Origin of the sequence: Mycobacterium sp. 852002-51152_SCH6134967 (genome assembly GCF_001667105.1) — a bacterium.
GTDB lineage: Bacteria > Actinomycetota > Actinomycetes > Mycobacteriales > Mycobacteriaceae > Mycobacterium > Mycobacterium neumannii_A.
In genome coordinates this window covers 367241-391095 of record NZ_LZIK01000068.1, presented here as the reverse complement: position 1 = coordinate 391095, position 23855 = coordinate 367241, and the positions used below count along the sequence as shown (strand labels likewise).

The window sequence follows — 23855 nt, the reverse complement described above, 5'->3', positions numbered from 1 at the left end:
GCCCGTAAAAACCTGTGCACCGGCTCACAGTGGGCCTTCTACGGGCCCCCTGTTGCGGGGTCCCTGTTGCGCCGAAATTGCATTCCAGCAGGCCGCTACTCGCACTTTTCCTGCTGGAATGCCATTTCGCGCCTGATTCATGCCTCGGCGAAACTGCGCTCGACCTCGTCGCGCGTGCGGATCTCGTCGTCGCCCAGCCGGTATGTCGGCAGCGTGTGCGGCACATCGGTGCCCGAGGCCACCCTGGCCTGCGCCTGGCGGAACTCCGGTATCGGGCCCTGCGCGATATGCAGCCCGTTGATCACCGACCAAACGGTCGCCCGGCGCGCGGTGCGCTCGAGGATGTGCGGGTCCTTGTGCTGGATCAACTGCTTAGCCCAGCGCGGCATCGTGTCGCGGATGGCCCAGTTGATCGCGCTCTGCGCCAGCGGCAGGCCCGGCCCCGTGGCGAGCGCCGTGCCGTGCGTGACGGCCAACCGCGGTAGATAGGACTCGAGGCAGTCGGCGACCTCGGCCTTCGTCTCGGGCAGGTCGGTGCCGCCCAACGCGTGGCCGACCCGCACGAATTCGCGGTAGTAACGATCGATCTTGTTGCCGCGCAACGGGTTCGGATGGTAAAGCTCATGCGCGGTGGCCAGGCCCCACACCACGGTGGCGTAGTTCCAGCGCAACCAGTCCGGGTCGTCGGCGTCGTAACGGGCGCCGTCGGGGCGCGTGCCCTTGATGGTGTGGTGCATCGAACGGACGGCCTTCGCCAGACGCTCGGCGGTCTCGGTCGAGCCGTAGGCGGTGCCGATGAAGAATGCGATCGAGTGGCCGAGACGTACCACCGCGCCCTTGGGGTCGATCTCGGGGACGGCGATCCCCGTTTTCGAGTCGCGCTTGACCAGCCGTGAGTGGTGCATGCCCATCCAGTAGATCGAGGGATCCAGCCGCTCCATGAACGCCGCGCACTGCAGGCCGAAGATCAGCGCCTGCATGTGCGAGTGCACGTGCCAGACCGCGCTGCCGGGGCCGAACCAGCCCGGATCGCCCACCGGCGCGGCGAACTCCATACCGCGGAAGTAATTGCGCCGGATGTCCTTGTCGAAGCGCTGGTTGAGCGCCTCTCCGATGAACTGGTGCGGCAGCAGAATCACGTCGGCTCCTCGGTTCCAAACTCTGGTTACGGCTGTAGCCAGAATACATTTTGGTCACGTATGTGACCAGAGTGGACGTGATGGCGCCTACGCTGGGGTCGTGTCCAGTCCGACCCGATGGGCGGGCGTGCCGCTGACGGACCGCCGCGCCGAGCGCCGAGCGCAGCTGATCGACGCCGCCTTCCGGCTGTTCGGCGATGGCGGCGAGGCTGCCGTGTCGGTGCGGTCGGTGTGCCGCGAATGTGGGCTGAACACACGGTATTTCTACGAGAGCTTCGCCGATACCGACGACCTGCTCGGGGCGGTCTACGACCAGGTGAGCGCCCAACTGGCCGAAGCGATCGAAGGGGCCATGTCGCAGGCAGGCGAATCGCTGCGGGCCAGGACCCGGGCCGGGATCGCCGCGGTGCTCGGCTTCAGCTCCCAGGACCCGCGCCGCGGCCGGGTGCTGTTCACCGATGCGCGGTCGAACCCGGTGCTGGCGGCCCGGCGTGCGGCGACACAGGACTTGTTGCGTGAAGGCGTGCTCACCGAGGGCTGGCGGTTACAGCCCGATACCGACTCGGTCGCCGCCCAGGTCGGCGCGGCGATGTACACCGGTGCGATGGCCGAGCTGGCTCAACAGTGGCTGGCGGGCAGGCTGGGGACCGATCTGGACGCGGTCGTCGAGCACGCCGTCAGTCAGGTGCTGCGGTAGGTCCGGCGAAGTTCTCGGTCAGCGCTCCGACGACCGGACCCCACACCGGTTCGGGTAGGTCGTGCCCCATTCCATCGACGACGACGTAGCGCGCGCCGTCGACGGCCCGTGCGACGGTGCGGCCGTTGCGCGGTCGCACCAGCGGGTCCTTCGTGCCGTGGATGACGACGGTCGGTGCGGTGATGCGACGGGTGTAGCGCAGCAGGCTGCCGGTGCCGAGGATTGCATCGAACTGACGCAGCATGCCCTGCGGGTAGTCGCTGCGCTCGCGCAGCTCCCGCACCCGGCGGTGCAGCTGCTCGGCGGGCGGTAAGAAGTTGGGCCCGTTGATGATTGCCACGTTGCGGACCTCGTGGGCCAGTCGCTGCTCGAGTGGTGCGTCGCGGGCGGGCGCGCCGAACGCCAGCCGGATCACCCGCAGAGCGGGTACCGACGAGAACGGCGTCCCCGCGCTCGTCATCACCAGTCCCAGCGATGCCACCCGCTCAGGATGGCGGCCCGCCAGCACCTGCGCGATCATCCCGCCCATGGACGCCCCGACGACGTGCGCGCAGTCGATGCCGAGATGGTCGAGCAGCCCGCGCGCGTCGTCGGCCAGGTCGACCAGCGTGTACGGCACCGGACTGGCGCGGCCCAGCAGATACCGCAGCACCCGCGGATACACCGACCCGTCGGCGCGTTGTCCGTCCAGCTTCGTCGACAATCCGGTGTCGCGGTGGTCGAAGCGAATCACCCGGTAGCCCTGGTCGATCAACCGCGCGCAGAACCCGTCCGGCCACATCGGCAACTGCGCCCCGACACCCATGATCAGCAGCACCGGCGGATCCGCGGGGTCGCCGAGATCCTCGTAGAAGATGCCGACGTCCCCGCATACCGCGGTGCCGCTACGAACCTGCATGCTCAGCTTTCTACACCTACCCGGCGACCGGTTCCTTGCCCCACGGCGTCAGCCACGGCGTCGGTTCCCAGTCTTCAAGGCCGGCGAGCAGCTCGTAAAGCGTTGCACCGTCGATGGTTTCGCGGATGATGTCGGCCTGCCCGGCGTGCCTGGCCAGCTCCTCGATCATGTGCAAGATCACCCAGCGCACCGACCATGCCGACACGTCCTTGGGAAACCAGGGCACATGCGGCGGGATCGGCACCGCTGCGTTCAGGTCGGCGGTCTCGATCAACCGGAGTGTCTCGGCGTTCTGTTCGTCGAACCTGGTCAGGATGCCGGCGAGGGTTTCGCCCTCGCCCATGATGAACTCGCTTTGGTAGTCGGCCTGCTGGTCCTCCATCGGCCGTCGGTCGCTCTCGGTCAGCTCGGGAGCGGCCGCGACCCGCTGCATCCAGCCGCGTTGGCAGTTGGTGACGTGTTTGATCAAGCCGCCGATCGACAGCGCGCTGACCGACGGTGTCGACCGCGCTTGTTCGTCGGTCAAGCCGAACGCCACGGCGCGGAAGGCGTACTGCTGGGCGGCCACGTACTCGCGCAGACCCTGACGTTCGTCGGCGACAGGTGGGGGCATAGCGGGCATCTTCAGTTTCCCTTCGGGTTGGTGTGGGCGTACAAGTCTCGGAGGCAAGCGATTTCGGCGCCGTGGTGGATGAACTCGCGATTGATGTGTAGGACGAGCGCGATGAGCGGATGGTCGGCGTAGGGGCCTTCTGCGGGCCCGCACGGTCGGTTCAGGTCCTCGTCGGACAACCCGCGCACCCCGCCGATCCAGGTTTGGTACTGCTCGTCGAGCTGTCGCAGCGCCGTCGCGGCGTCGGTGGCGTACCGCCAGGACTGGTAGTCGGCGTACGGGGCGCCGAAGTGGCTGTGGTTGCGCATCGCGAACACGCCGACGATGACGTGCGCGAGGCGCCAGGCGATCGTCGTGAACGGTGCCGGGGCCGGTTCGGGATAGTCGAAGTCGATCGATCCGTCCGGGTGGACGGTCCAGCAGTCCGGAACCGGTTGCCAGAAGTACTCGTCGTCGGTGAGCCCCTGGAACCGGGGGCGCAGGAAGTTGGTCCAGTGGAAGTCGGTCTGCTCGGCCAACTCGTCGGTGATCCTCGCTGTCGCACTCATGTCGATAGCGTGGCAGAACTATAGGACAGTTCCGGTCCTAAATCTCCAGCGATTCGTGTGCTACCGGCGCGAGGCACGGAATTTGCAAGCCGTTGCGATCAGCGGACAGAAACAGTCCTGAATCTGTGACACTCTTCGGCTGTGTCGGAGACGACGAGCCGGATACTGCAGCTGCTGGGCCTGCTGCAGTCGCGGCGGGTGTGGACTGGTGAGGGCCTCGCTGAACGGTTGGGGGTCACCACTCGCAGCGTGCGTCGCGACATCGAACGGCTACGCGACCTCGGATACCCCGTCCACGCCAGCAAGGGCCACGGCGGCGGCTATCAACTCGGCGCCGGTGCGGCGTTGCCGCCGTTGCTGCTCGACCCCGACGAGGCCGTCGCGATGGCCGTATGCCTGCGCCTGGCCGCGGGCGGAACAGTGGCGGGCGTCGGCGAATCGGCGCTGCGGGCACTGAGCAAGCTCGATCAGGTGATGCCGTCCAAGCTGCGGTCGCAGGTGGCCGCGGTGCACGAATCTACCGTCACGCTGATGGCCCCGACCTCCGATACACCGGTCGAACCCGACGTTCTGATGACCCTCGCGCGGGCCTGCCGCGACCACGAGCACGTGGCCGCCGGCTACGTCGACATCCGCGGCAACGCGACCCAGCGCCGGCTCGAGCCCTATCAGCTGGTCACCACCGGCCGGCGCTGGTACCTGCTGGCCTTCGACCGCGACAAGCAGGACTGGCGCAGTCTGCGGCTGGACCGGATGAACGACGTGCGCGCCCAAGGCAGCACCTTCGTGCCCCGCGAGGCGCCCGACGCGGCGACGTACGTGCGGCGGTCGATCAGCAGCTCACCGTACCGTTACGTCGCGCGCGTCCACTTCGACGCCCCGGAAGATGTTGTCGCCCAGCATTTCTCACCGTCATCGGCGACGATCGAACCCGACGGTCCGCACGCATGCGTCGTCACGGCCGGTGCCGACGACCCCGAACGTATGGTGCTCTACTTCGCGACGGTCGGATGCGATTTCCGGGTGCTCTCACCGCCGGAGGTGATACAGGCCGTGGAGGCGGTCTCGAAGCGGCTGCGACGAAGCGTCAGCCGGTGAGCTCGAGGCGGTCGGCCAGCATCAGGAATGCTGATGCGAACGGGTTGTCGGCGGTCTCGGCGCGAAGTTGCTCCCAGTCCAGTTGTTCGCGGACCGCACGCACCGCCGGAAGCAGTGCGGCGAAGTCGCAATGGTGTTCGTTGAGGGAGTTCAGCTTCTCGCGCATGACCTCGGTGGGCGCCAGCACGCGCATCCGGATCGCGAGCACGTCGTACTCCTCCGCCGCCAGGATCGTTTCCTTGTCGACGGGAACGCCGTTGAGCCGGTGCAGCACGTCGATGACGAAGTCGTGCTCGACGCACGCCTTGAACAACCAGTCCTCAGGAGTGCGCTCGACCCGGAAACCCGCCTCCTCCAGCGTCGCCGCGGCCTTCTCGGTGTCGGGCTCGGCGACCACGAAATCCACGTCGTGCACGGGTTCTGGACCACCGGACACCCACAGCGCGTAGCTGCCGCCGAGAGCGAAATCGGGACCCTGGGCGCGCAACGCCGACGCCGCGCGTTTGAGCGCGTCGCGCAGATCATCGTTTCTCTGGGGCACTACTCTCCTGGGGCCGACTGATGGGCTAGCAGCCATTGTGGGTAGCTAGTACCCATGCAGATGCGGATGGCCACCTTCAACATCTTGCACGGGCGCAGTGTGCACGACGGGCTCGTTCACCGAGACCGCCTCGTGGAGGCCGTCCGGGAACTCGACGCCGACATTCTGGCCCTGCAGGAGGTCGACCTCGACCAGCCGCGCTCGGGGATGGCCGACCTGACCGCGGTCGCCGCCGAAGCGATGGGTGCGGTGAGCCACCGGTTCGTGGCGGCGATCTCCGGCACACCCGGTGCCACGTGGATGGCGGCCACCGGCGACGAACAACCGGGGACCGCCGCCTACGGCATCGCGCTGCTGTCGCGGTTTCCCGCCGAGTCGTGGCAGGTGCTGCGGCTGCCGCGGATTCCGGTGCCGTTTCCGATGTATCTGCCGGGACCGAACCGGGTGAAGGTCGTCAACGAGGAGCCGCGCGCGGCGGTCGTCGGCCAGTTGAACACTCCGCTGGGGCCGCTGACCGTCGCCAACACCCATCTGTCGTTCGTGCCGGGGTGGAATCGGATGCAGCTGCGCCATCTTCTGCGTGACATGCGCGGCTTCCCGTCGCCGCGAGTGCTGATGGGCGATCTGAACATGGTGCCGCAAACGATTCATCGCTGGACCCGCCTGCGACCGCTCGCCTCGGCGGTCACGTTCCCGGCCGATGAGCCCGACCGTCAACTCGACCACATCGTCACCGACGACAGTGGCCTGCGGGTGCGGCGGTGCTGCGCGCCTTCGCTTCCGATCTCGGACCACCGCGCACTCGTCGTCGACATCACCCGCGCCTGATTTCTCAGCTGCGCCGACCGTCGACCGAAACCGCCGTAGGGTTTGGTTGTGCGGGTCATTTCGGCGGAGTCGACGGATCTGTTCGTCGGGCCCGCGGACGCGCTGTCGCAGATCGTGCGGGTGACCTACACCGATGGGGCCGGCGAGGTGCGCGTCGACGGCGACGGGCTGGCGGGCCACGCGCGAGCGGTCGGCGACGGCACCGTGGAGGTGGCGGTCACCGTCATCGACCCGGTCCCCGGTGAGCAGCGGCCGGCGCGGGTCGTCACGGGCGACGGCATCACGCCGTTCGTCTTCACCGTCGCCGAACCCGGCTGGACGATGTACATGATCAGCCACTTTCATTACGACCCGGTGTGGTGGAACACGCAGGCCGCCTACACCAGTGTGTGGAGCGAGGACCCGCCGGGCCGGTGCCGCCAGACCAACGGCTTCGATCTGGTCAGCGCTCATCTCGAAATGGCCCGCAGGGAAACGGAATACAAGTTCGTGCTGGCCGAGGTCGACTACCTCAAACCGTTCTGGGACACCCACCCCGAGGATCGCGACGATCTGCGCCGTTTCATCGCCGAGGGCCGCGTCGAGATCATGGGCGGAACGTACAACGAGCCGAACACCAACCTCACCAGTCCCGAGACAACCATCCGGAACTTCGTGCACGGCATCGGGTTTCAGCGCGACGTACTCGGAGCCGACCCGGCGACGGCCTGGCAGCTCGACGCGTTCGGCCACGACCCGCAGTTTCCGGGGATGGCCGCTGATGCGGGGCTGACGTCGAGTTCATGGGCCCGCGGCCCGCACCATCAGTGGGGCCCGATGGCCGGCGGCGGCGACCCACAGCGCATGCAGTTCAGCAGTGAATTCGACTGGCTATCCCCGTCCGGCCGCGGGTTGCTGACGCATTACATGCCTGCTCACTACGCGGCCGGTTGGTGGATGGATTCGGCGCCGACGCTGGCGGACGCCGAAGCCGAGACCTACCAACTGTTCACGTCGTTGAAGAAGGTGGCGCTGACTCGCAACGTGCTCTTGCCCGTCGGCACCGACTACACACCACCGAACAAGTGGGTCACCGATATTCATCGAGATTGGAACGCCCGCTACACCTGGCCGCGGTTCATCTGCGCGATACCCAGCCAGTTCTTCGCCGCGGTCCGCGCCGAACTGGCCGAGCGCGGTGTTCAGGCGTCTCCGCAGACCCGGGACATGAACCCGATCTACACCGGCAAAGACGTCTCCTACATCGACACCAAGCAGGCTAACCGGGCTGCCGAAGACGTCGTGCTCGACGCCGAGAAGTTCGCGGTGTTCGCCGGGCTTCTCGGTGGTGCCACGTACCCTCAGGCGGCCTTGGCCAAGGCGTGGGTGCAATTGGCATACGGCGCGCACCACGATGCGATCACCGGCTCGGAATCCGACCAGGTGTACCTCGACCTGCTGACGAGCTGGCGAGACGCATGGGAGCTGGGAAGGGCCGCCCGTGACCATGCGCTGGCTGTGCTGTCGGGGGCGGTCGACGAACCGGTCGTCGTATGGAATCCCCTCGCACACAGGCGCACCGACGTCGTCACCGCACACATCCCGAAGGCGGTCGAAGCTGTGCGTGTCGTCGATTCTGCGGGTGAGGAGATGCCCGCTCACGTCGAACACGGCGGGTGGACGGTCAGCTGGCTCGCCCGCGATGTGCCGTCACTGGGGTGGCAGTCCTACCGGCTCCTGGACGGCGATGGCGCGGCAGCGGCGTGGGAACCGGTGAGCGGAAACGAGATCGGCAACGACCATTACCGGTTGCGGGTCGATCCGTCACGAGGCGGCGCGGTCGAGTCGTTGGTCGAATGTGGTTCGGGCCGGTCGGTGATCGCTGACGGTGAAGTCGGCAACGAGTTGGCGGTGTACGACGAGTACCCGGCGCATCCCGAGGCGGGTGAGGGGCCGTGGCACCTCCTGCCCACGGGCCCGGTGGTGTGCTCGTCGTCATCGCCTGCCACGGTGCAGGCCTATCGCGGAGCGCTCGGGGAGCGGCTGGTCATCGAGGGCGTCGTCGCCGATGTGCTGCGCTACACGCAGGTTCTCACGCTGTGGCACGGTGTGGCGCGCGTCGACTGCCGGACCACGATCAACGAATTCACCGGCGCCGACCAGCTGTTGCGGCTGCGCTGGCCGTGCCCGGTGCCCGGTGCGATGCCGGTCAGCGAGGTCGGTGACGCGGTGATCGGACGCGGGTTCGCGCTGCTGCACGAACGTGACCGCGAAACGTCGGTCGACGCCGCGACGCATCCGTGGACGCTGGACAACCCGGCATACGGCTGGTTCGGGCTGTCGTCGACGGTGCGGGTCCGGGTCGGCGAGGGGTGTCGGGCGGTCTCGGTTGCCGAGGTGATCATGCCGACCGAAAGCGATTCCGCGATGGCGCGACCGCTGATGGTTGCGCTTGCGCGCGGCGGTGTCACCGCGACGTGCAGCGGCTCAGACAGGCCGCGCTACGGTCATCTCGCCGTCGACTCGAACCTTCCGGATGTGCGGATCGCACTCGGCGGTCCTCGCGAAAACGCGTTCACCACAACCATTCTCGAAGCCGTCGATTCGGTGTACCGCGAGGAGGTGAAGCGACAGCTCGATGCGACCGGTGCGGCCAGGGTCTGGGTGCCTGCGGCCGTCCGGCTGGCGGAGGCGTGGGTGCCGAGCGCGGACCTGCGCGATGTGCGGGCACTACCGGTGCTGGTTCTCGCGGGCCCGGTTCTGGACGATGTGGTGGCGGGTGTGGTCGACGACTTGGCCGACTTCGAGATCGTCGTCGAGCAGTCGGCGCCTGCCGATATGGAAGCGTTCGAAGACCGTACGGTGGCGGTGCTGAACCGCGGTGTGCCCGGGTTTGCCGTCGAATCGGATGGCACGCTGAATCTTTCCCTGATGCGGTCGTGTACCGGTTGGCCCTCGGGCACGTGGATCGATCCGCCGCGCCGCACGGCGCCGGACGGGTCCAACTTCCAGTTACAGCACTGGACGCACACGTTCGACTACGCGCTGGTCTCGGGGGACGGTGACTGGCGCCGGGCACGCGTCTTCGCTCGCAGCGCCGAGTTCTCGAACCCGCTTCTGGCGGTGACGGAGAAGTCAGGAGCGGTGGGTGGGCTGCCGCCGTCGGGATCGTTGTTGGAGATTCAGCCGGCGGGCTCGGTGCGGCTCGGTGCGCTGAAGGCCGCAGGCAACCCACTGGCAAGCGGCAGCGCGCGGCCGGTACACCCATCTGACGGTGTCGCGATGCGGCTAGTCGAAACCACCGGCAGCACAACCGAAGTCACGGTCACCTCGGGGCTGCGCCGGGTGTCCGCCGCGGTCCGGGTGGATCTGCTCGAGCAACCCCGCGTGCAGGAGGTGACGCCGGACGGGCTGTCGTTGCACGGTTTCGAGGTCGCCACCGTGCTGGCCCGGTTCAATCTGCCGCAGGTTCTGCATGCCGACCATGCCGTCCTCGCGCCGGAGGCGGAGCAGGCCCAGCCGCTCTATGCCAGGTACTGGCTGCACAACCGCGGTCCGGCACCGCTTGGCGGGCTGCCGGCCGTCGCCCACCTGCATCCGCAGCACATCCTGGCGTCGGATTCTTCAGTGCAGCTTCGTCTCACCGTGGCCAGCGATTGCTACGACGAGGTTCTGCACGGTCGGGTGCGGCTGCTGTGTCCGGAGGGCTGGAACGCAGAACCCGGCGTGCTGCCGTTCATGCTGCCTCCGGGCGAATACATCGACACCACCGTGAACGTGACCCCGCCGAAAGCGGTGTCACCCGGGCTGTATCCGATACGCGCCGAACTCGCGTTGACGGGTGCGCATGTCTCGATTCCGCCGTCGTGGCGTCAGGTGATCGAGGACGTATGCGTCGTCGCGGTCGATGCGCCGCCGGATGACACCCTGCTGCGGCTCGTCGCCGGGCCGGAGCCGGTCGAGGTGGTGGCCGGCGAGACGGCCCGTATCGGGGTCAGGGTCGGTACCGATGCATGCGCGGACGTGGCGGTCGAAGCACACCTGATCAGCCCGTGGGGCACGTGGGAATGGTTGGGACCGGCGGCATCCGGTGTCGAGCTGACCGCTCGGGGCACGACCGAGATCAGCTTCGACGTCGCACCGCCGGAATGGGTCGAACCGGGCGAATGGTGGGCACTGATCCGATTGGCCGCCGCCGGACAGCTCGTCTATTCACCCGCGGTGAAGGTGACGGTGCGGTGAGCGCGTCGGCATGGGCGGGCGTCGCGGCGACGGTGGACGGTGTGCCGGTGTCTCTCGACGAGGTGGACGCGCGCGAAGCCTCGCTACGGGCTTCGCGGATCGCCTCCTCGCTGCCGCGTCCCGGCACCAGCGAAGGTCGGCAGCTGCGGCGTTGGCTGACCCAGCTCTTGGTAGCCGAGCGCGTCGTGGCGACCGAGGGCGCGGCGCGCGGGTTGAACGTCGATGACGCGCCGCCCGAGGCCGACGTGCTGCCGGACATGACCGTGCGGATGGAGATCGGCAGCGTGGCGGCTTCGGTGCTGGCCGACCCGCTGGCCCGCGCGTTATTCGCCGAGATGACGGCGAGCATCGACATCTCCGATGACCAGGTGGCGTCGTACCAGGAGCGAAACCCGTTGCGCTTCAGCAAGACAGCGGAGGCCGCCGCGCATCTGCGTGCCGCCGCGCGTCGTCGGGCCTTCCGGCTGTGGCTGGACGCCCGGTGTGCGGCGGCCGTCGAACTCGCCCCCGGCTACGAGCATCCCGGCGATCCCCGTCAACCCGACAACACCCACCGGCACTGATGGCCGATCTCGCTCTCGCCCTCGATATCGGCGGCACGAAGATCGCCGTCGGTCTCGTCGACGGTGCGGGCACGCTGGTGCACAGGGTCGAATCACCGACGCCGGACGGTGATGCGGAAACGATCTGGGCCGCGGTGGATTCGCTGATCACCGAGGCGTTGGCGACCGCCGGTGGACGGATCCGCGGCGTCGGAATCGCCTCGGCGGGACCGATCGACTTGTCGGCGGGCACCGTCAGCCCGATCAACATCGGCTCGTGGCAACGGTTTCCGATCGTCTCGCGGGTGGCTTCAGCGGTCGGCACGCCAGTGCGACTCGCCGGCGATGGTTTGTGCATGGCGATGGGGGAGCACTGGCGTGGTGCGGGCCGCGGCGCCGACTTCCTGCTCGGCATGGTGGTTTCGACCGGTGTCGGCGGCGGACTGGTGCTCGACGGCGCTCCCTACGACGGCCGGACCGGTAACGCGGGCCACGTCGGCCACATCGTCGTCGATCCGGACGGCGCGCCGTGCACGTGTGGCGGGCGCGGCTGCGTCGAGACAATCGCCGGAGGCCCACGCATGGCGCAGTGGGCACGGGAGCAGGGGTGGGATGCGCCCGCCGATGCCGACGCCAAGGAACTCGCCGACGCCGCCAACGCAGGAGACCCCCTGGCGCTGAGCGCGTTTCGCCGTGGCGCAGTCGCGGTGGGCGCGATGATCGCGTCGGTCGGCGCGGTCTGCGACCTGGACCGGGTCGCGATCGGCGGTGGCGTGGCCAAGGCCGGGGCGCTGCTGTTCGACCCCCTCCGGGAAGCACTCGCCTCCTACGCCGGGCTGGACTTCATCCGCGGCATCGAGGTGGTGCCCGCCGAACTCGGCAGCGACGCAGGCCTAGTCGGGGCGGCGGCCTTGCTGCGGCAGCAGACGGGAGATGGCTGACTAAGCCGGTTGCGTGGGCTTTCGTGTCTGCCGGGAGTGCCTGCGGTCCATGTGGTTTCGGCCCCAGTCGCACAGGCTCTGCAGCACCGGGGCGAGCGTCATGCCATATTCCGAGATCGAGTAGTGCACGCACGGCGGCACGGTGCGGGCATCGTGGCGGTCGATGATGCCGTCGGCGACCAACTCGTGCAGATGGCGGATGAGCATGCGCTCGGTGATGTCGGGGATGCTGCGCCGCAGTTCCGCGGTGCGCATCGGACCGTCCTGAAGTCGCCACAGGATGGTGCCCTTCCACCGCCCGTCGATGACCGTCAGCGCGGTGTCGATCGGACATTCGTTGACGCCCTTCTTGGAAACCGCCATGACTCCTCCTGAGCTGACAAATTTGGCAGTACCTTGTTTTGTGGCAGCGTAACGGGCACGGTCGAGGGATGGAAGCAATCATTGGAGTGCTGGCCCTGCTGATCATCGGACCGTTGGTCGGCGTCGAGCTCGCGGTCGCGGTGTTCCTGAACCCCGTCCTGGGGCGGCTGCCCGACGGGGCCTTCGCCCAGGCCCGTAGCGACAGCGGGCGGGTGCTGGGCAAGGTGATGCCGTTCTGGTACGCAGCGGCACTGGTGGTGTTGATCGTGGCGGCAGTGCTGTTGCGGGTGGACTGGCTGTTCATCACCGCGGCGCTGACCATGGCCTTGGCGGTGGTGGCGACCGTGGCGCTGATGGTGCCGATCAACAACCGGATCGGGCGTTGGTCTGGCGGCGCCGACGCCGACCGCGGGCTGGCGCGCCAGTGGGACCGGCTGCACTGGCGGCGGGTGGGCCTCCTTGTGGTGGTGTTCGGGCTGGCGGTCGCTGCGGTCGCCGGGGTTTAGGCGGCTTGTGCACGTTCGCGACCGGGTGAACGTGCGCAAGCCGCTGAAAAATCGCGGCGTGTCGTGGGCAAACGCGCACGCTCGCGGAGATGGGGGAGGTGCGTTTTGGCTGATGAGGGGGCGGTCGGCTATTCTTGACGGCGTTCCACCGAAGACCGTCGGTCACCGATGAGCGCTCGCGCGAAGAGCACATAGCTCGAGCAATCGGTTGAAGGTCCCGGATCACCCGGGCGGCCCACGCAGGAGGACGAGGCTACAGCTTTGTGCGCCCCGACCTGTCTGCGTCGGGGCGTTCGTCGTTTTTCGGCCCCGCAACCCTCACTCGGCCCACGGTCCCCATCCACGAGGAGGCATGCATGGCCAAGGCTGACAAGGCCACCGCGGTTGCCGACATCGCCGAGCAGTTCAAGGAGGCTTCGGCGACGCTCGTCACCGAGTACCGCGGGCTGACGGTGGCCAACCTCAAGGACCTGCGCCGTTCGCTCGGTGATTCCGCCACCTACACAGTCGCCAAGAACACGCTGGTCAAGCGTGCCGCGGCGGAGGCGGGCATCGAGGGGCTCGACGAATTGTTCGTCGGACCCACCGCGATCGCGTTCGTCAAGGGCGAGGCCGTCGACGCCGCCAAGGCGATCAAGAAGTTCGCCAAGGACAACAAGGCCCTCGTCATAAAGGGCGGCTATATGGACGGCCGCCCGCTGAGCGTGTCCGAGGTCGAGCGCATCGCCGACCTTGAGTCGCGCGAGGTGCTGCTGGCCAAGATGGCCGGCGCGATGAAGGCGAATCTGTCCAAGGCCGCCGGCCTGTTCAACGCTCCGGCGTCGCAGGTCGCCCGGCTGGCCGCCGCTCTGCAAGAGAAGAAGGCCGGCGAAGAAGCCGCTTAACCCACCCCAACCCGCGATTTGTGGAGCCGCACCCGGCACTGACCGCCGCCAGGACTCCGCAAATCGCAACTAGAAGTAAGAATCAGAAAGGACCACTCATGGCCAAGCTGTCCACCGACGAGCTGCTCGACGCGTTCAAGGAACTGACGCTGCTGGAGCTCTCCGAGTTCGTCAAGAAGTTCGAGGAGACCTTCGAGGTCACCGCCGCTGCCCCGGTCGCCGTCGCGGCTGCCGGCCCCGTCGCCGGTGGCGCCCCCGCCGAAGCCGCCGAGGAGCAGTCTGAGTTCGACGTCATCCTCGAGGGTGCCGGCGACAAGAAGATCGGCGTCATCAAGGTCGTCCGCGAGATCGTCTCCGGCCTGGGTCTCAAGGAGGCCAAGGACCTCGTCGACGGCGCTCCCAAGCCGCTGCTCGAGAAGGTCGACAAGGCCGCCGCCGACGACGCCAAGGCCAAGCTCGAGGCCGCGGGCGCGACGGTCACCGTCAAGTAACACCGCGCCGGCTCGCCGGCACTACCACAACTGTGGGGTCGATCCAGCAAACGGGTCGGCCCCACAGTCGTTTTCTCGGTGGGTCACAATCGACACCAGACTCGTGTTGTGGCCGGAAGCGGTAGGCTACAGTGACTCAAGCCACAAGCGGTGAAGCCTGTGGCGTGACGATGATTGGCGGAAGGATCTCGCGTGGGCATTGGCATCCAGATTGAGGGACTGACCAAGTCCTTCGGCCCCCAGCGAATCTGGGAGGACGTCACATTCGACTTGCCGCCCGGTGAGGTGAGCGTTCTGCTCGGCCCCTCCGGTACGGGCAAGTCCGTGTTCTTGAAGTCGCTGATCGGGTTGCTGCGCCCGGAGCGCGGCAGCATCATCGTCGACGGCACCGACGTGATCCAGTGCACCGCCAAGGAGCTCTACGAGATCCGCACGCTGTTCGGCGTGATGTTCCAGGACGGCGCGCTGTTCGGCTCGATGAGCCTCTACGACAACACCGCTTTCCCCTTGCGTGAGCACACCAAGAAGAAGGAAAGCGAAATCCGCCAGATCGTCATGGAGAAGCTCGAGCTGGTCGGTCTGGCCGGCGACGAGAACAAGTTCCCCGGCGAGATCTCCGGTGGTATGCGCAAGCGTGCCGGGCTGGCCCGCTCCCTGGTACTCGATCCGCAGATCATCCTCTGCGACGAGCCGGACTCGGGTCTGGACCCGGTTCGTACCGCCTACCTTTCCCAGCTGCTGATCGACATCAACGCGCAGATCGACTGCACGATCCTCATCGTGACGCACAACATCAACATCGCCCGCACCGTGCCCGACAACATGGGCATGCTGTTCCGCAAGCACCTGGTGATGTTCGGTCCGCGCGAGGTGCTGCTGACCAGCGACGAGCCCGTCGTGCGGCAGTTCCTCAACGGTCGCCGTATCGGTCCGATCGGTATGTCCGAGGAGAAGGACGAGTCGACGATGGCCGAAGAGCAGGCCATGATCGACGCCGGTCACCACGACGGCGGTGTCGAGGAGATCGAGGGTGTGCCGCCGCAGATCCAGGCGACGCCCGGTATGCCGGAGCGCCAGGCCGTCTACCGCAGGCAGGCGCGGGTGCGCGAGATCATGCACACCCTGCCGCCCAAGGCGCAGGAAGCCATCCGTGCCGACCTCGAAGGCTCGAACACCCACTCGGGCAGCGCCTTCCCGGACGCCACGACGGCCCGGCACAGCACCGTCGATGAAGAAGCCCCGACGGGCGCCATCCCGCGCGCACAGCAGTAGGCCGCCTGATGTGACGTCGATGAGCGCTCGCGCTAAGAGATGACGCGCGAACATCATCCGACGTTCTGCCGGATCTGCGAACCGCTGTGCGGCATGATCGCGACCGTCGAGGACGGCCGGCTGATCCAACTGCGCCCCGACAAGGATCATCCCGTCTCGTCGGGATTCGCCTGCCAGAAGGGCATCGCCTTCACCGAGGTGGTCAACGACCCCGACCGGGTCACCACACCACTGCGGCGACGCGCTCGCGCTGACGGTCTTCGCGCAAGCGGTCCCCCGCAAGCGGGTGGTGCCCCCACATCCGAAGGAGGCTTCGAACCCGTCAGCTGGGACGAGGCGATGACCGACATCGCTGCCCGGCTCACCGAGATCCACCGCAGGCACGGGGCGGGCGCGATCGGCTGGTATTTCGGCAACCCGGGTGCGTTCAGCTACTCATACACGCTGAGCCTGAGCATGCTGATGGGTGGATTCGGCCTCGGTCTGCGCGGCGGTCCCGGCCGGGGCCTGCACGTGTTCACCGCAGGCTCGCAGGACGTGAACAACCGCTTCGTCGCCAGCCAGTTGCTGTACGGGTCGCCGCTTGCGCTGCCCGTACCCGATGTGTTGCGCACCGACTTCCTCGTGGTCATCGGCGCCAACCCCGTCATCTCACACGGCAGCGTGCTCACCGCGCCGCGGATCCGGGACCGCATGCACGACATCGTCAAGCGGGGTGGCCGCGTGCTGGTCATCGATCCCCGCAGGACCGAGACGGCGGCGCAGTTCGAGTGGCTGGGCATCGTCCCCGACGGCGACGCCTACCTACTGCTGTCCTTATTGCATGTGATGTTCGGTGAGAACCTGGCCGACCGCCGACGCCTCGCGGAGCAAGCGAACGGCGCGGAGTGGCTCGAGCGGCTGGCCGAACCGTTCAACCCCGAAGTCACCGAGGCGCACACCGGGGTCGACCCCGACACCGTCCGCACGCTGGCCCGCGACCTGGCCGGGACCGAACGGGCCGCGGTGTACGGACGTGTCGGCACCAGCATCGGCGAAAACGGGACGCTGACGACGTATCTGCTGGACGCCGTGAACCTGGTGGCCGGCAATCTCGACGTGGCGGGCGGCAGCATGTTCGGCCGGCTCGGCATACCGGGGGAGCGGTGGCTCAACAAGGCCGGCGGGGCGCTGCTGCGCACCGTCTACACCCGCAAACGGTCACGCATCGGCGGATTTCCCTCCGTCCTCGGTTCCGAACCCGCGGGCGTGATGGCCAAGGAGATCGCCACGCCGGGACGCGGACAGGTCAGGGCCTTGTTCGTCGGTGCGGGCAACCCGGTGCTTTCCGTGCCCAACGGCGACGAACTCGAGACCGCGTTGGAGTCCCTGGAGCTGATGGTCGGGATCGACCTCTACCTCAACGAGACGCTGGCCCACTGCGATTACGTGCTGCCCGCGACGTCGATCTACGAACGCGACGATTTCCCGCTGCCGTTCCAGACTCTGCAACCCACACCGTTCCGGCAAGCCACCGAGGCCGTCGTCGCTCCGGTGGGCCAGGCCCGCCCAGAGTGGGAGATCATCGGCGATCTCACCGCCAGGATGTGGCGCTCGACGCCCGGCCTCGCGATGGCTGCCGGCATGCGAAAGGTGTTGTCGGCGTTTGGTGTTCAACTCAGCCCGCGGACGCTCGCCGATGCCGTGATCCGGTTGGCCGAGGGCGGCGACCGGTTTGGCCTGCGGCGCGGCTTGAGCTTCGCCAAACTCACCGGCAACCATCCGCACGGCGTCGTGCTGGCGGACCATCTGCGGGCCGGCGTGCTGCGGGACATCGTCGTCTACCGTGGTCGCCTGGTGCGTCTGCGCCACGACGAGATCGCCGCCGAGGTCGACAAGCTGTCGCGTCGCCGCGTCGCCGACGGCTATCCGATGCGGCTGATCGGCATGCGTGAGGCGCGGTCGGAGAACTCGTGGATGCACAACTCGCCGCTCCTGATGCGCGGTGAGCGTTCGCACCGAGCGCTCATGCACGTCGACGACGCGGCCGCCGCCGGCATCGTCGACGGCGACACCGTCCGGATCACCTCGCCGCACGGCCAGATCGAGGTTGCGGTCACCGCCACCAGGGACATCGTGGCTTCCGTGATCGCGGTCCCGCACGGTTGGGGACACAAGGGAACGGCCGGCTGGCGGGTCGCCAACGACGCGGGCGGCGCCAATGTCAACCTGTTGATGTCCAGCGATCCGGCCGATATCGAGAGCCTGGCCGGGATGGCCCGGTTGACCGGCGTCCCGGTGCGTGTCGAGCGGGTCGCCTCGGTGGTCGCGCCATCCCGGCACGCGCAAACTTTCGCATAAGGCCGGTTCGCGGCCAGCAGACCCGTTATCTTTCTCCCGTCGTCGAGCGGGAGAGGTCATGGTCGACCGGTTTCTGGTGTGGTTGAGAGCGGGTGTCGTCACCGCGGGACTGTCGGCGGCAATCCTCGCCGGTGCGGGTGCGGCGATCGCCGACGACGGTTCGTCGTCGGACGGCGGTGGGTCCGCGTCCTCCGAGTCGTCGAATTCCGCTGACAGTGCGAAGGATTCGGCCGCCGGCGAACCGACGGGCAGCGCCGCCTCGTCCCGGGCTTCGAACGCAACGACCGCGCGCACGACCGGCGTCGCGCCGCGCACCCGCGTCGGCGCGAAGGCGCCCGACGATACGAAGGGCGCGAAGAGTTCCGAAGCGACCGACAAGGCGGACCGTAGCGCCGACCGGAATAAGCCCGCGGCGACGCCGAAAGACGCCGGCACCGCAACAGCTGAGGCAAAGGACGCCGAAACCGCCGCCACGGTCACCGACGATGCTCCGGCCGCCGACGCCGTGGTGGAGCAGCCGGTGGTCGAGCAGCCCGTGACCGGGCAACCGGTGGTCGACGATTCCGCGAACGAGGTACCCACGACCGACGCCGAGGTGATCGAAGAGGTCGCGACGTCACGCTCGAACCGTGACCACACAGACCAGCGGGCGACGGCCGTGGTCTCTCCGAATGCCGCCACCGCCACCCGGGAAACCACCACCGGCCCCACCGAAGACACGGCCGTCAAGAAGGCCGCGCTCGTCGCCGAAATCGACCGCACCGTCGAGGTGGCCGCCGCCGAGGAACGCACTGCGGTCGTCCTCGAACAGCCGGCCGCCACCGTCGTCGAGGACACCGAGGAAATCGGTGTGCATGCGGTGGCCTTCGCGTCGGCGCCACCGGCGGTGACCACCGCGACCGCACCCCAGATCCCGCTCATACTGCGGGTGATCGGCACGATCGTGTTCGACCTCTACGCCGTCGCGACCCGGCTCCTGGGCGGCCCACCGATCCTGCCGCCCAACAGCACGGTCACCGTGCGCTCCTCGACGCTGCGGATCGACTGCGCATGCGCCGAAGGGGAAGGGGGGGAGGTGCCCGCCGACTGGTACATCCCGCAGACAGCCGAAGGCGCGCCACCGCCTGATCGGCTGGTGTATCTGCAGCACGGCTTCCTCGCCAGCGCCCCGTGGTACAGCCACACCGCGGCCGCGCTGGCCGAACGCACCAACAGCATCGTGGTCGCGCCGTCGATCAGTTCGAACTTCTTCGCTCTCGACGGATGCTGGCTGGGAGGTGCGCCGATGCACGAGGCGATGGCGGGACTGTTCGACGGCGAGAACACCGCGTTGCTCGAGAGCGCGCGCGCCGCCGGCTATTCCGGCGCGATCCCGGATCGCGTCGTGCTGATGGGCCACTCGCTCGGCGGCGGTGCCGTCTCGGGTATGGCCGGCTACATGGTCGACAAGCAAACCGTCGACCGGCTTGCCGGGCTGGTGCTGCTCGACGGTGTCGCGCTCGGCGACCCGGCGGTGATGACGGAGTCGCTGAGGAAGGTTCCGCAGGACATCCCGATCTATCAGCTCGCCGCGCCGGTCTACATGTGGAACAACTTCGGCGCCGGCCTCGACGCGACCCTTGCGGCGCGGCCCGGCCAATTCGTCGGCGTAACGCTGGTCAACGGCTCACACGTCGACGCCATGCGGGGCGGCAATCCCCTCATTCAGTTCGCGCAGGAGCTGGTCGCCGGGTTCTCGCGGCCCGAGAACTCCGCGGCAGCGCAGATGCTGATGGTCGGGTGGGTCAACGACATGTTCGACCCGGAGGGGGCCAAGGAGGGCGTCTACCTGCAGCCCGGCGAGCAGTACAGCTTCGACACCCCGGCGGGCAGGGCCACCGTGGTCGCGCTGCCCAACACGCTGACCAAGCCGTTCCTGCTGAACTTCCTGGAGCCGTTCATGCCGTTGGCCGACGGCTTGTTCTCTATGGATCCGGTCTGCGTCCGCGAATCGGTGGGCTCGACCGGGTCCGGGCACTGCAGCAACGCGATCGCCGCCTGACGCAAAACTCCACAACAACCCGTGTTATCTCTTGACGGGAAGCCGCCGAGGGGCCAATCTGTTCTGCAGCAATGTATGGACGTATGAGAAGGATCGAGTCGCCAGCCAGCGCCCCGATGCGTGCCATACATGCGGTTGGGTTGTGGATGTTTTACGGATGTTGAGGAATACGCCGTCCTGCGGTACTGTTGGACGTTGCGCTGGCTGCATCCTGCCCACCTAAACCCGCACCTGACACCGATGTCCTAGCCTGAGCCCAGCTCAGTGATCTAGTCGCGTGCCGTGCGTTCGGGAAGTTTGTGGTCGTGAGTGGCCAGCCGAACCGACGCAGATATCGCGACGAAACGGACCGGTGGTCTACCGGGACGATAGTCGCATGAGGTGCTGGAAGGATGCATCTTGGCAGGGTCCCGCCCAAGCAAGACAGCAGAAGCTACTAAAAACTCCGTCCCCGGAGCACCAAACCGAATTTCCTTTGCAAAGCTCCGTGAGCCCCTCGAGGTTCCCGGGCTTCTTGACGTTCAAACCGAGTCTTTCGAATGGCTGATCGGCTCCGAGGCCTGGCGTGAGAAGGCCAAGGAGCGCGGCGAGGAGAACCCCGTTGGTGGCCTCGAAGAGGTGCTCTCCGAGCTGAGCCCGATCGAGGACTTCTCCGGCTCGATGTCGCTGTCCTTCTCCGATCCGCGCTTCGACGAGGTCAAGGCCCCCGTCGACGAGTGCAAAGACAAGGACATGACGTACGCGGCGCCGCTGTTCGTCACCGCGGAGTTCATCAACAACAACACCGGTGAGATCAAGAGCCAGACGGTCTTCATGGGCGACTTCCCGATGATGACCGAGAAGGGCACGTTCATCATCAACGGCACCGAGCGTGTCGTGGTGAGCCAGCTGGTCCGCTCGCCGGGCGTCTACTTCGACGAGAACATCGACAAGTCCACCGAGAAGACGCTGCACAGCGTCAAGGTGATCCCCGGCCGCGGTGCGTGGCTGGAGTTCGACGTCGACAAGCGCGACACCGTCGGGGTGCGCATCGACCGCAAGCGCCGTCAGCCGGTCACCGTGCTGCTCAAGGCGCTCGGTTGGACCAGCGAGCAGATCACGGAGCGGTTCGGCTTCTCCGAGATCATGATGTCGACGCTGGAGAAGGACAACACCGCCGGAACCGACGAGGCGCTGCTCGACATCTACCGCAAGCTGCGCCCGGGCGAGCCGCCGACCAAGGAGTCCGCGCAAACGCTGCTGGAGAACCTGTTCTTCAAGGAGAAGCGCTACGACCTGGCCCGCGTCGGCCGCTACAAGGTCAACAAGAAGCTGGGCATCACCGAGAATCCGGAACAGACCACGGCGACCACGCTGACCGAAGAGGACGTCGTCGCCACCATCGAGTACCTGGTGCGCCTGCATCAGGGCGATAAGACGATGACCGTTCCGGGTGGTGTCGAGGTTCCCGTCGAGGTCGATGACATCGACCACTTCGGCAACCGTCGTCTGCGCACCGTCGGCGAGCTGATCCAGAACCAGATCCGGGTCGGCCTGTCGCGGATGGAGCGCGTCGTGCGCGAGCGCATGACGACGCAGGACGTCGAGGCGATCACGCCGCAGACCCTGATCAACATCCGTCCCGTCGTGGCCGCGATCAAGGAGTTCTTCGGCACCAGCCAGCTGTCGCAGTTCATGGACCAGAACAACCCGCTGTCGGGTCTGACCCACAAGCGCCGCCTGTCGGCGCTGGGTCCCGGCGGGCTGTCCCGTGAGCGCGCCGGCCTCGAGGTCCGCGACGTGCACCCCTCGCACTACGGTCGCATGTGCCCGATCGAGACCCCGGAGGGTCCGAACATCGGCCTGATCGGCTCGCTGTCGGTGTACGCGCGGGTAAACCCGTTCGGCTTCATCGAGACGCCGTACCGCAAGGTCAAGGACGGTGTTGTTACGGATGACATCGAGTATCTGACCGCCGACGAGGAGGACCGCCACGTCGTGGCGCAGGCCAACTCGCCGATCGATGACAAGGGCCGCTTCGTCGAGGAGCGCGTCCTGGTCCGCCGCAAGGGCGGCGAGGTCGAGCAGATCTCGTCGAGCGAGGTCGACTACATGGACGTCTCGCCGCGCCAGATGGTGTCGGTCGCGACGGCCATGATCCCGTTCCTCGAGCACGACGACGCCAACCGCGCCCTGATGGGTGCCAACATGCAGCGCCAGGCGGTTCCGCTGGTGCGCAGCGAGGCCCCGCTGGTCGGCACCGGGATGGAGTTGCGTGCCGCGATCGACGCCGGCGACGTCGTCGTCGCCGACAAGGCGGGCGTGATCGAGGAGGTCTCGGCCGACTACGTCACCGTGATGGCCGACGACGGCACCCGGCACACCTACCGGATGCGCAAGTTCGCGCGGTCGAACCACGGCACCTGCGCCAACCAGCGTCCGATCGTGGACGCCGGCCAGCGGGTCGAGGCGGGTCAGGTCATCGCCGACGGGCCGTGCACCGAGAACGGTGAGATGGCGCTGGGCAAGAACCTGCTCGTGGCGATCATGCCGTGGGAGGGCCACAACTACGAGGACGCGATCATCCTGTCCAACCGCCTGGTGGAAGAGGACGTGCTCACCTCGATTCACATCGAGGAGCACGAGATCGACGCCCGCGACACCAAGCTGGGCGCCGAGGAGATCACCCGGGACATCCCGAACGTGTCCGATGAGGTGCTGGCCGACCTCGACGAGCGCGGCATCGTCCGCATCGGCGCTGAGGTCCGCGACGGCGACATCCTGGTCGGCAAGGTCACCCCGAAGGGTGAGACCGAACTGACCCCGGAGGAGCGGCTGCTCCGTGCGATCTTCGGTGAGAAGGCGCGCGAGGTCCGCGACACGTCGCTCAAGGTGCCCCACGGTGAGTCCGGCAAGGTCATCGGCATCCGCGTGTTCTCCCGCGAGGATGACGACGAGCTGCCCGCCGGCGTCAACGAGTTGGTCCGCGTTTACGTCGCACAGAAGCGCAAGATCTCCGACGGTGACAAGCTGGCCGGACGCCACGGCAACAAGGGCGTCATCGGCAAGATCCTGCCCGTCGAGGACATGCCGTTCCTGCCTGACGGCACCCCGGTGGACATCATCTTGAACACCCACGGTGTGCCTCGTCGTATGAACATCGGTCAGATCCTGGAGACCCACCTCGGGTGGGTGGCCAAGAGCGGCTGGAAGATCAACGGTTCACCGGACTGGGCGACCGCGCTGCCCAAGGAGCTGCTGGCGTCCGAGCCGGGAAGCATCGTCTCGACACCGGTGTTCGACGGTGCCCGCGAGAACGAGCTGCAGGGTCTGCTGGGGTCCACGCTGCCCAACCGCGACGGCGAGACGCTCGTCGACGAGGACGGCAAGGCGATGCTGTTCGACGGTCGCAGTGGCGAGCCGTTCCCGTATCCGGTGACGGTGGGCTACATGTACATCCTCAAGCTGCACCACTTGGTGGACGACAAGATTCACGCTCGCTCCACCGGGCCGTACTCGATGATCACCCAGCAGCCGCTGGGCGGTAAGGCGCAGTTCGGCGGCCAGCGGTTCGGCGAGATGGAATGTTGGGCCATGCAGGCCTACGGCGCGGCCTACACGCTGCAGGAGCTGTTGACCATCAAGTCCGACGACACCGTCGGCCGGGTCAAGGTGTACGAGGCGATCGTCAAGGGCGAGAACATCCCCGAGCCGGGCATCCCCGAGTCGTTCAAGGTGTTGCTCAAGGAACTGCAGTCGCTGTGCCTCAACGTCGAGGTGCTGTCGAGTGACGGCGCCGCGATCGAGATGCGTGACGGCGACGACGAGGACCTCGAGCGCGCTGCGGCGAACCTGGGAATCAACCTGTCGCGCAACGAATCTGCCTCTGTAGAAGATTTGGCCTAATAGTTTT

General features: G+C 67.3%; 19 protein-coding genes. 13 read left to right on the top strand and 6 right to left on the bottom strand.

Annotation, left to right across the window (positions count from 1 at the left end; all coding sequences use genetic code 11):
* Positions 1 to 137: 137 nt before the first annotated feature.
* Positions 138 to 1136 (bottom strand): oxygenase MpaB family protein, encoded by a 999-nt coding sequence (locus A5790_RS23010; protein ID WP_066849856.1) that lies wholly within the window; start codon positions 1134 to 1136, stop codon positions 138 to 140.
* 103 nt (positions 1137 to 1239) lie between these two features.
* Between A5790_RS23010 and A5790_RS23005 the strand changes: the two genes are divergently transcribed.
* Positions 1240 to 1836 carry a TetR/AcrR family transcriptional regulator gene (locus A5790_RS23005; protein WP_064400169.1) on the top strand — a complete coding sequence of 199 codons (597 nt, stop codon included), beginning with the start codon at positions 1240 to 1242 and terminating at the stop codon, positions 1834 to 1836.
* On the opposite strand, the gene A5790_RS23000 is transcribed toward A5790_RS23005, so the two are convergent.
* The 3 genes from A5790_RS23000 to A5790_RS22990 are packed head-to-tail and all read right to left on the bottom strand — an operon-like array spanning position 1817 to position 3895.
* Positions 1817 to 2734: an alpha/beta fold hydrolase gene (locus A5790_RS23000; protein ID WP_066849618.1), complete on the bottom strand. Its 918-nt coding sequence runs from the start codon at positions 2732 to 2734 to the stop codon at positions 1817 to 1819. The genes A5790_RS23005 and A5790_RS23000 overlap by 20 nt on opposite strands.
* 16 nt (positions 2735 to 2750) lie before the next feature.
* Positions 2751 to 3356: a DinB family protein gene (locus A5790_RS22995; RefSeq protein WP_066849617.1), complete on the bottom strand. Its 606-nt coding sequence runs from the start codon at positions 3354 to 3356 to the stop codon at positions 2751 to 2753.
* A gap of 2 nt (positions 3357 to 3358) precedes the next feature.
* The gene (locus A5790_RS22990; protein ID WP_066849614.1) at positions 3359 to 3895 is read right to left on the bottom strand and encodes a DinB family protein; all 537 of its coding nucleotides are present in this window, start codon (positions 3893 to 3895) and stop codon (positions 3359 to 3361) included.
* Between the two features lie 141 nt (positions 3896 to 4036).
* Here A5790_RS22990 and A5790_RS22985 point away from each other — a divergent pair, with 141 nt between their 5' ends.
* Complete coding sequence (locus A5790_RS22985; protein WP_066849611.1) at positions 4037 to 4993, top strand: YafY family protein; 957 nt, start codon at positions 4037 to 4039, stop codon at positions 4991 to 4993.
* Here A5790_RS22985 and A5790_RS22980 read toward each other — a convergent pair.
* On the bottom strand, positions 4983 to 5534 hold the full coding sequence (locus tag A5790_RS22980; protein WP_156656490.1) for a hypothetical protein: 552 nt from the start codon (positions 5532 to 5534) through the stop codon (positions 4983 to 4985). The two genes, A5790_RS22985 and A5790_RS22980, sit on opposite strands and share 11 nt — an antisense overlap.
* 60 nt (positions 5535 to 5594) lie before the next feature.
* On the opposite strand from A5790_RS22980, the gene A5790_RS22975 reads away from it, so the two are divergent.
* Genes A5790_RS22975 through A5790_RS22960 form a run of 4 tightly spaced genes read left to right on the top strand, consistent with a single transcriptional unit; the run spans position 5595 to position 12066 of the window.
* The gene (locus A5790_RS22975; RefSeq protein WP_066849853.1) at positions 5595 to 6362 is read left to right on the top strand and encodes an endonuclease/exonuclease/phosphatase family protein; all 768 of its coding nucleotides are present in this window, start codon (positions 5595 to 5597) and stop codon (positions 6360 to 6362) included.
* 48 nt (positions 6363 to 6410) lie between these two features.
* Positions 6411 to 10583 carry an NEW3 domain-containing protein gene (locus A5790_RS22970; protein WP_066849605.1) on the top strand — a complete coding sequence of 1391 codons (4173 nt, stop codon included), beginning with the start codon at positions 6411 to 6413 and terminating at the stop codon, positions 10581 to 10583.
* Positions 10580 to 11146: a malonyl CoA-ACP transacylase gene (locus A5790_RS22965; RefSeq protein WP_066849603.1), complete on the top strand. Its 567-nt coding sequence runs from the start codon at positions 10580 to 10582 to the stop codon at positions 11144 to 11146. The genes A5790_RS22970 and A5790_RS22965 overlap by 4 nt, the downstream gene beginning before the upstream one ends.
* Entirely contained in the window at positions 11146 to 12066 is a 921-nt protein-coding gene (locus A5790_RS22960; protein WP_066849601.1) for an ROK family protein, read from the top strand. The genes A5790_RS22965 and A5790_RS22960 overlap by 1 nt, the downstream gene beginning before the upstream one ends.
* On the opposite strand, the gene A5790_RS22955 is transcribed toward A5790_RS22960, so the two are convergent.
* Positions 12067 to 12429 carry a helix-turn-helix domain-containing protein gene (locus tag A5790_RS22955; RefSeq protein WP_066849599.1) on the bottom strand — a complete coding sequence of 121 codons (363 nt, stop codon included), beginning with the start codon at positions 12427 to 12429 and terminating at the stop codon, positions 12067 to 12069.
* A 68-nt stretch (positions 12430 to 12497) separates the two neighbouring features.
* Between A5790_RS22955 and A5790_RS22950 the strand changes: the two genes are divergently transcribed.
* From A5790_RS22950 to A5790_RS22920, 7 genes are all read left to right on the top strand, one after another.
* Positions 12498 to 12935 carry a DUF1772 domain-containing protein gene (locus A5790_RS22950; RefSeq protein ID WP_066849597.1) on the top strand — a complete coding sequence of 146 codons (438 nt, stop codon included), beginning with the start codon at positions 12498 to 12500 and terminating at the stop codon, positions 12933 to 12935.
* 356 nt (positions 12936 to 13291) lie between these two features.
* Entirely contained in the window at positions 13292 to 13819 is a 528-nt protein-coding gene (gene rplJ / locus A5790_RS22945) for a 50S ribosomal protein L10 (RefSeq protein WP_059101516.1), read from the top strand.
* A 98-nt stretch (positions 13820 to 13917) separates the two neighbouring features.
* Positions 13918 to 14310, top strand: a complete 393-nt coding sequence (rplL, locus tag A5790_RS22940) for a 50S ribosomal protein L7/L12 (protein ID WP_066849594.1) — start codon at positions 13918 to 13920, stop codon at positions 14308 to 14310.
* Between the two features lie 192 nt (positions 14311 to 14502).
* Complete coding sequence (locus A5790_RS22935; protein WP_066849591.1) at positions 14503 to 15582, top strand: ABC transporter ATP-binding protein; 1080 nt, start codon at positions 14503 to 14505, stop codon at positions 15580 to 15582.
* A gap of 39 nt (positions 15583 to 15621) precedes the next feature.
* Positions 15622 to 17922 carry a molybdopterin-dependent oxidoreductase gene (locus A5790_RS22930; RefSeq protein WP_066849589.1) on the top strand — a complete coding sequence of 767 codons (2301 nt, stop codon included), beginning with the start codon at positions 15622 to 15624 and terminating at the stop codon, positions 17920 to 17922.
* Positions 17923 to 17980: 58 nt separating this feature from the next.
* Complete coding sequence (locus A5790_RS22925; RefSeq protein WP_066849587.1) at positions 17981 to 19963, top strand: S9 family peptidase; 1983 nt, start codon at positions 17981 to 17983, stop codon at positions 19961 to 19963.
* A gap of 399 nt (positions 19964 to 20362) precedes the next feature.
* Positions 20363 to 23848, top strand: coding sequence for a DNA-directed RNA polymerase subunit beta (locus A5790_RS22920; RefSeq protein ID WP_066849850.1), 3486 nt, complete (start codon positions 20363 to 20365; stop codon positions 23846 to 23848).
* Positions 23849 to 23855: the final 7 nt, after the last annotated feature.

Excerpts from the sequence above, each read along its gene's own strand:
- A5790_RS23000 (WP_066849618.1), bottom strand. The coding sequence starts at position 2,734 with ATGCAGGTTCGTAGCGGCACCGCGGTATGCGGGGACGTCGGCATCTTC.
- A5790_RS22995 (WP_066849617.1), bottom strand. The coding sequence starts at position 3,356 with ATGCCCGCTATGCCCCCACCTGTCGCCGACGAACGTCAGGGTCTGCGC.
- A5790_RS22990 (WP_066849614.1), bottom strand. The coding sequence starts at position 3,895 with ATGAGTGCGACAGCGAGGATCACCGACGAGTTGGCCGAGCAGACCGAC.
- A5790_RS22975 (WP_066849853.1), top strand. The coding sequence starts at position 5,595 with ATGCGGATGGCCACCTTCAACATCTTGCACGGGCGCAGTGTGCACGAC.
- A5790_RS22960 (WP_066849601.1), top strand. The coding sequence starts at position 11,146 with ATGGCCGATCTCGCTCTCGCCCTCGATATCGGCGGCACGAAGATCGCC.
- A5790_RS22955 (WP_066849599.1), bottom strand. The coding sequence starts at position 12,429 with ATGGCGGTTTCCAAGAAGGGCGTCAACGAATGTCCGATCGACACCGCG.
- A5790_RS22950 (WP_066849597.1), top strand. The coding sequence starts at position 12,498 with ATGGAAGCAATCATTGGAGTGCTGGCCCTGCTGATCATCGGACCGTTG.
- rplJ (WP_059101516.1), top strand. The coding sequence starts at position 13,292 with ATGGCCAAGGCTGACAAGGCCACCGCGGTTGCCGACATCGCCGAGCAG.
- rplL (WP_066849594.1), top strand. The coding sequence starts at position 13,918 with ATGGCCAAGCTGTCCACCGACGAGCTGCTCGACGCGTTCAAGGAACTG.
- A5790_RS22930 (WP_066849589.1), top strand. The coding sequence starts at position 15,622 with ATGACGCGCGAACATCATCCGACGTTCTGCCGGATCTGCGAACCGCTG.
- A5790_RS22925 (WP_066849587.1), top strand. The coding sequence starts at position 17,981 with ATGGTCGACCGGTTTCTGGTGTGGTTGAGAGCGGGTGTCGTCACCGCG.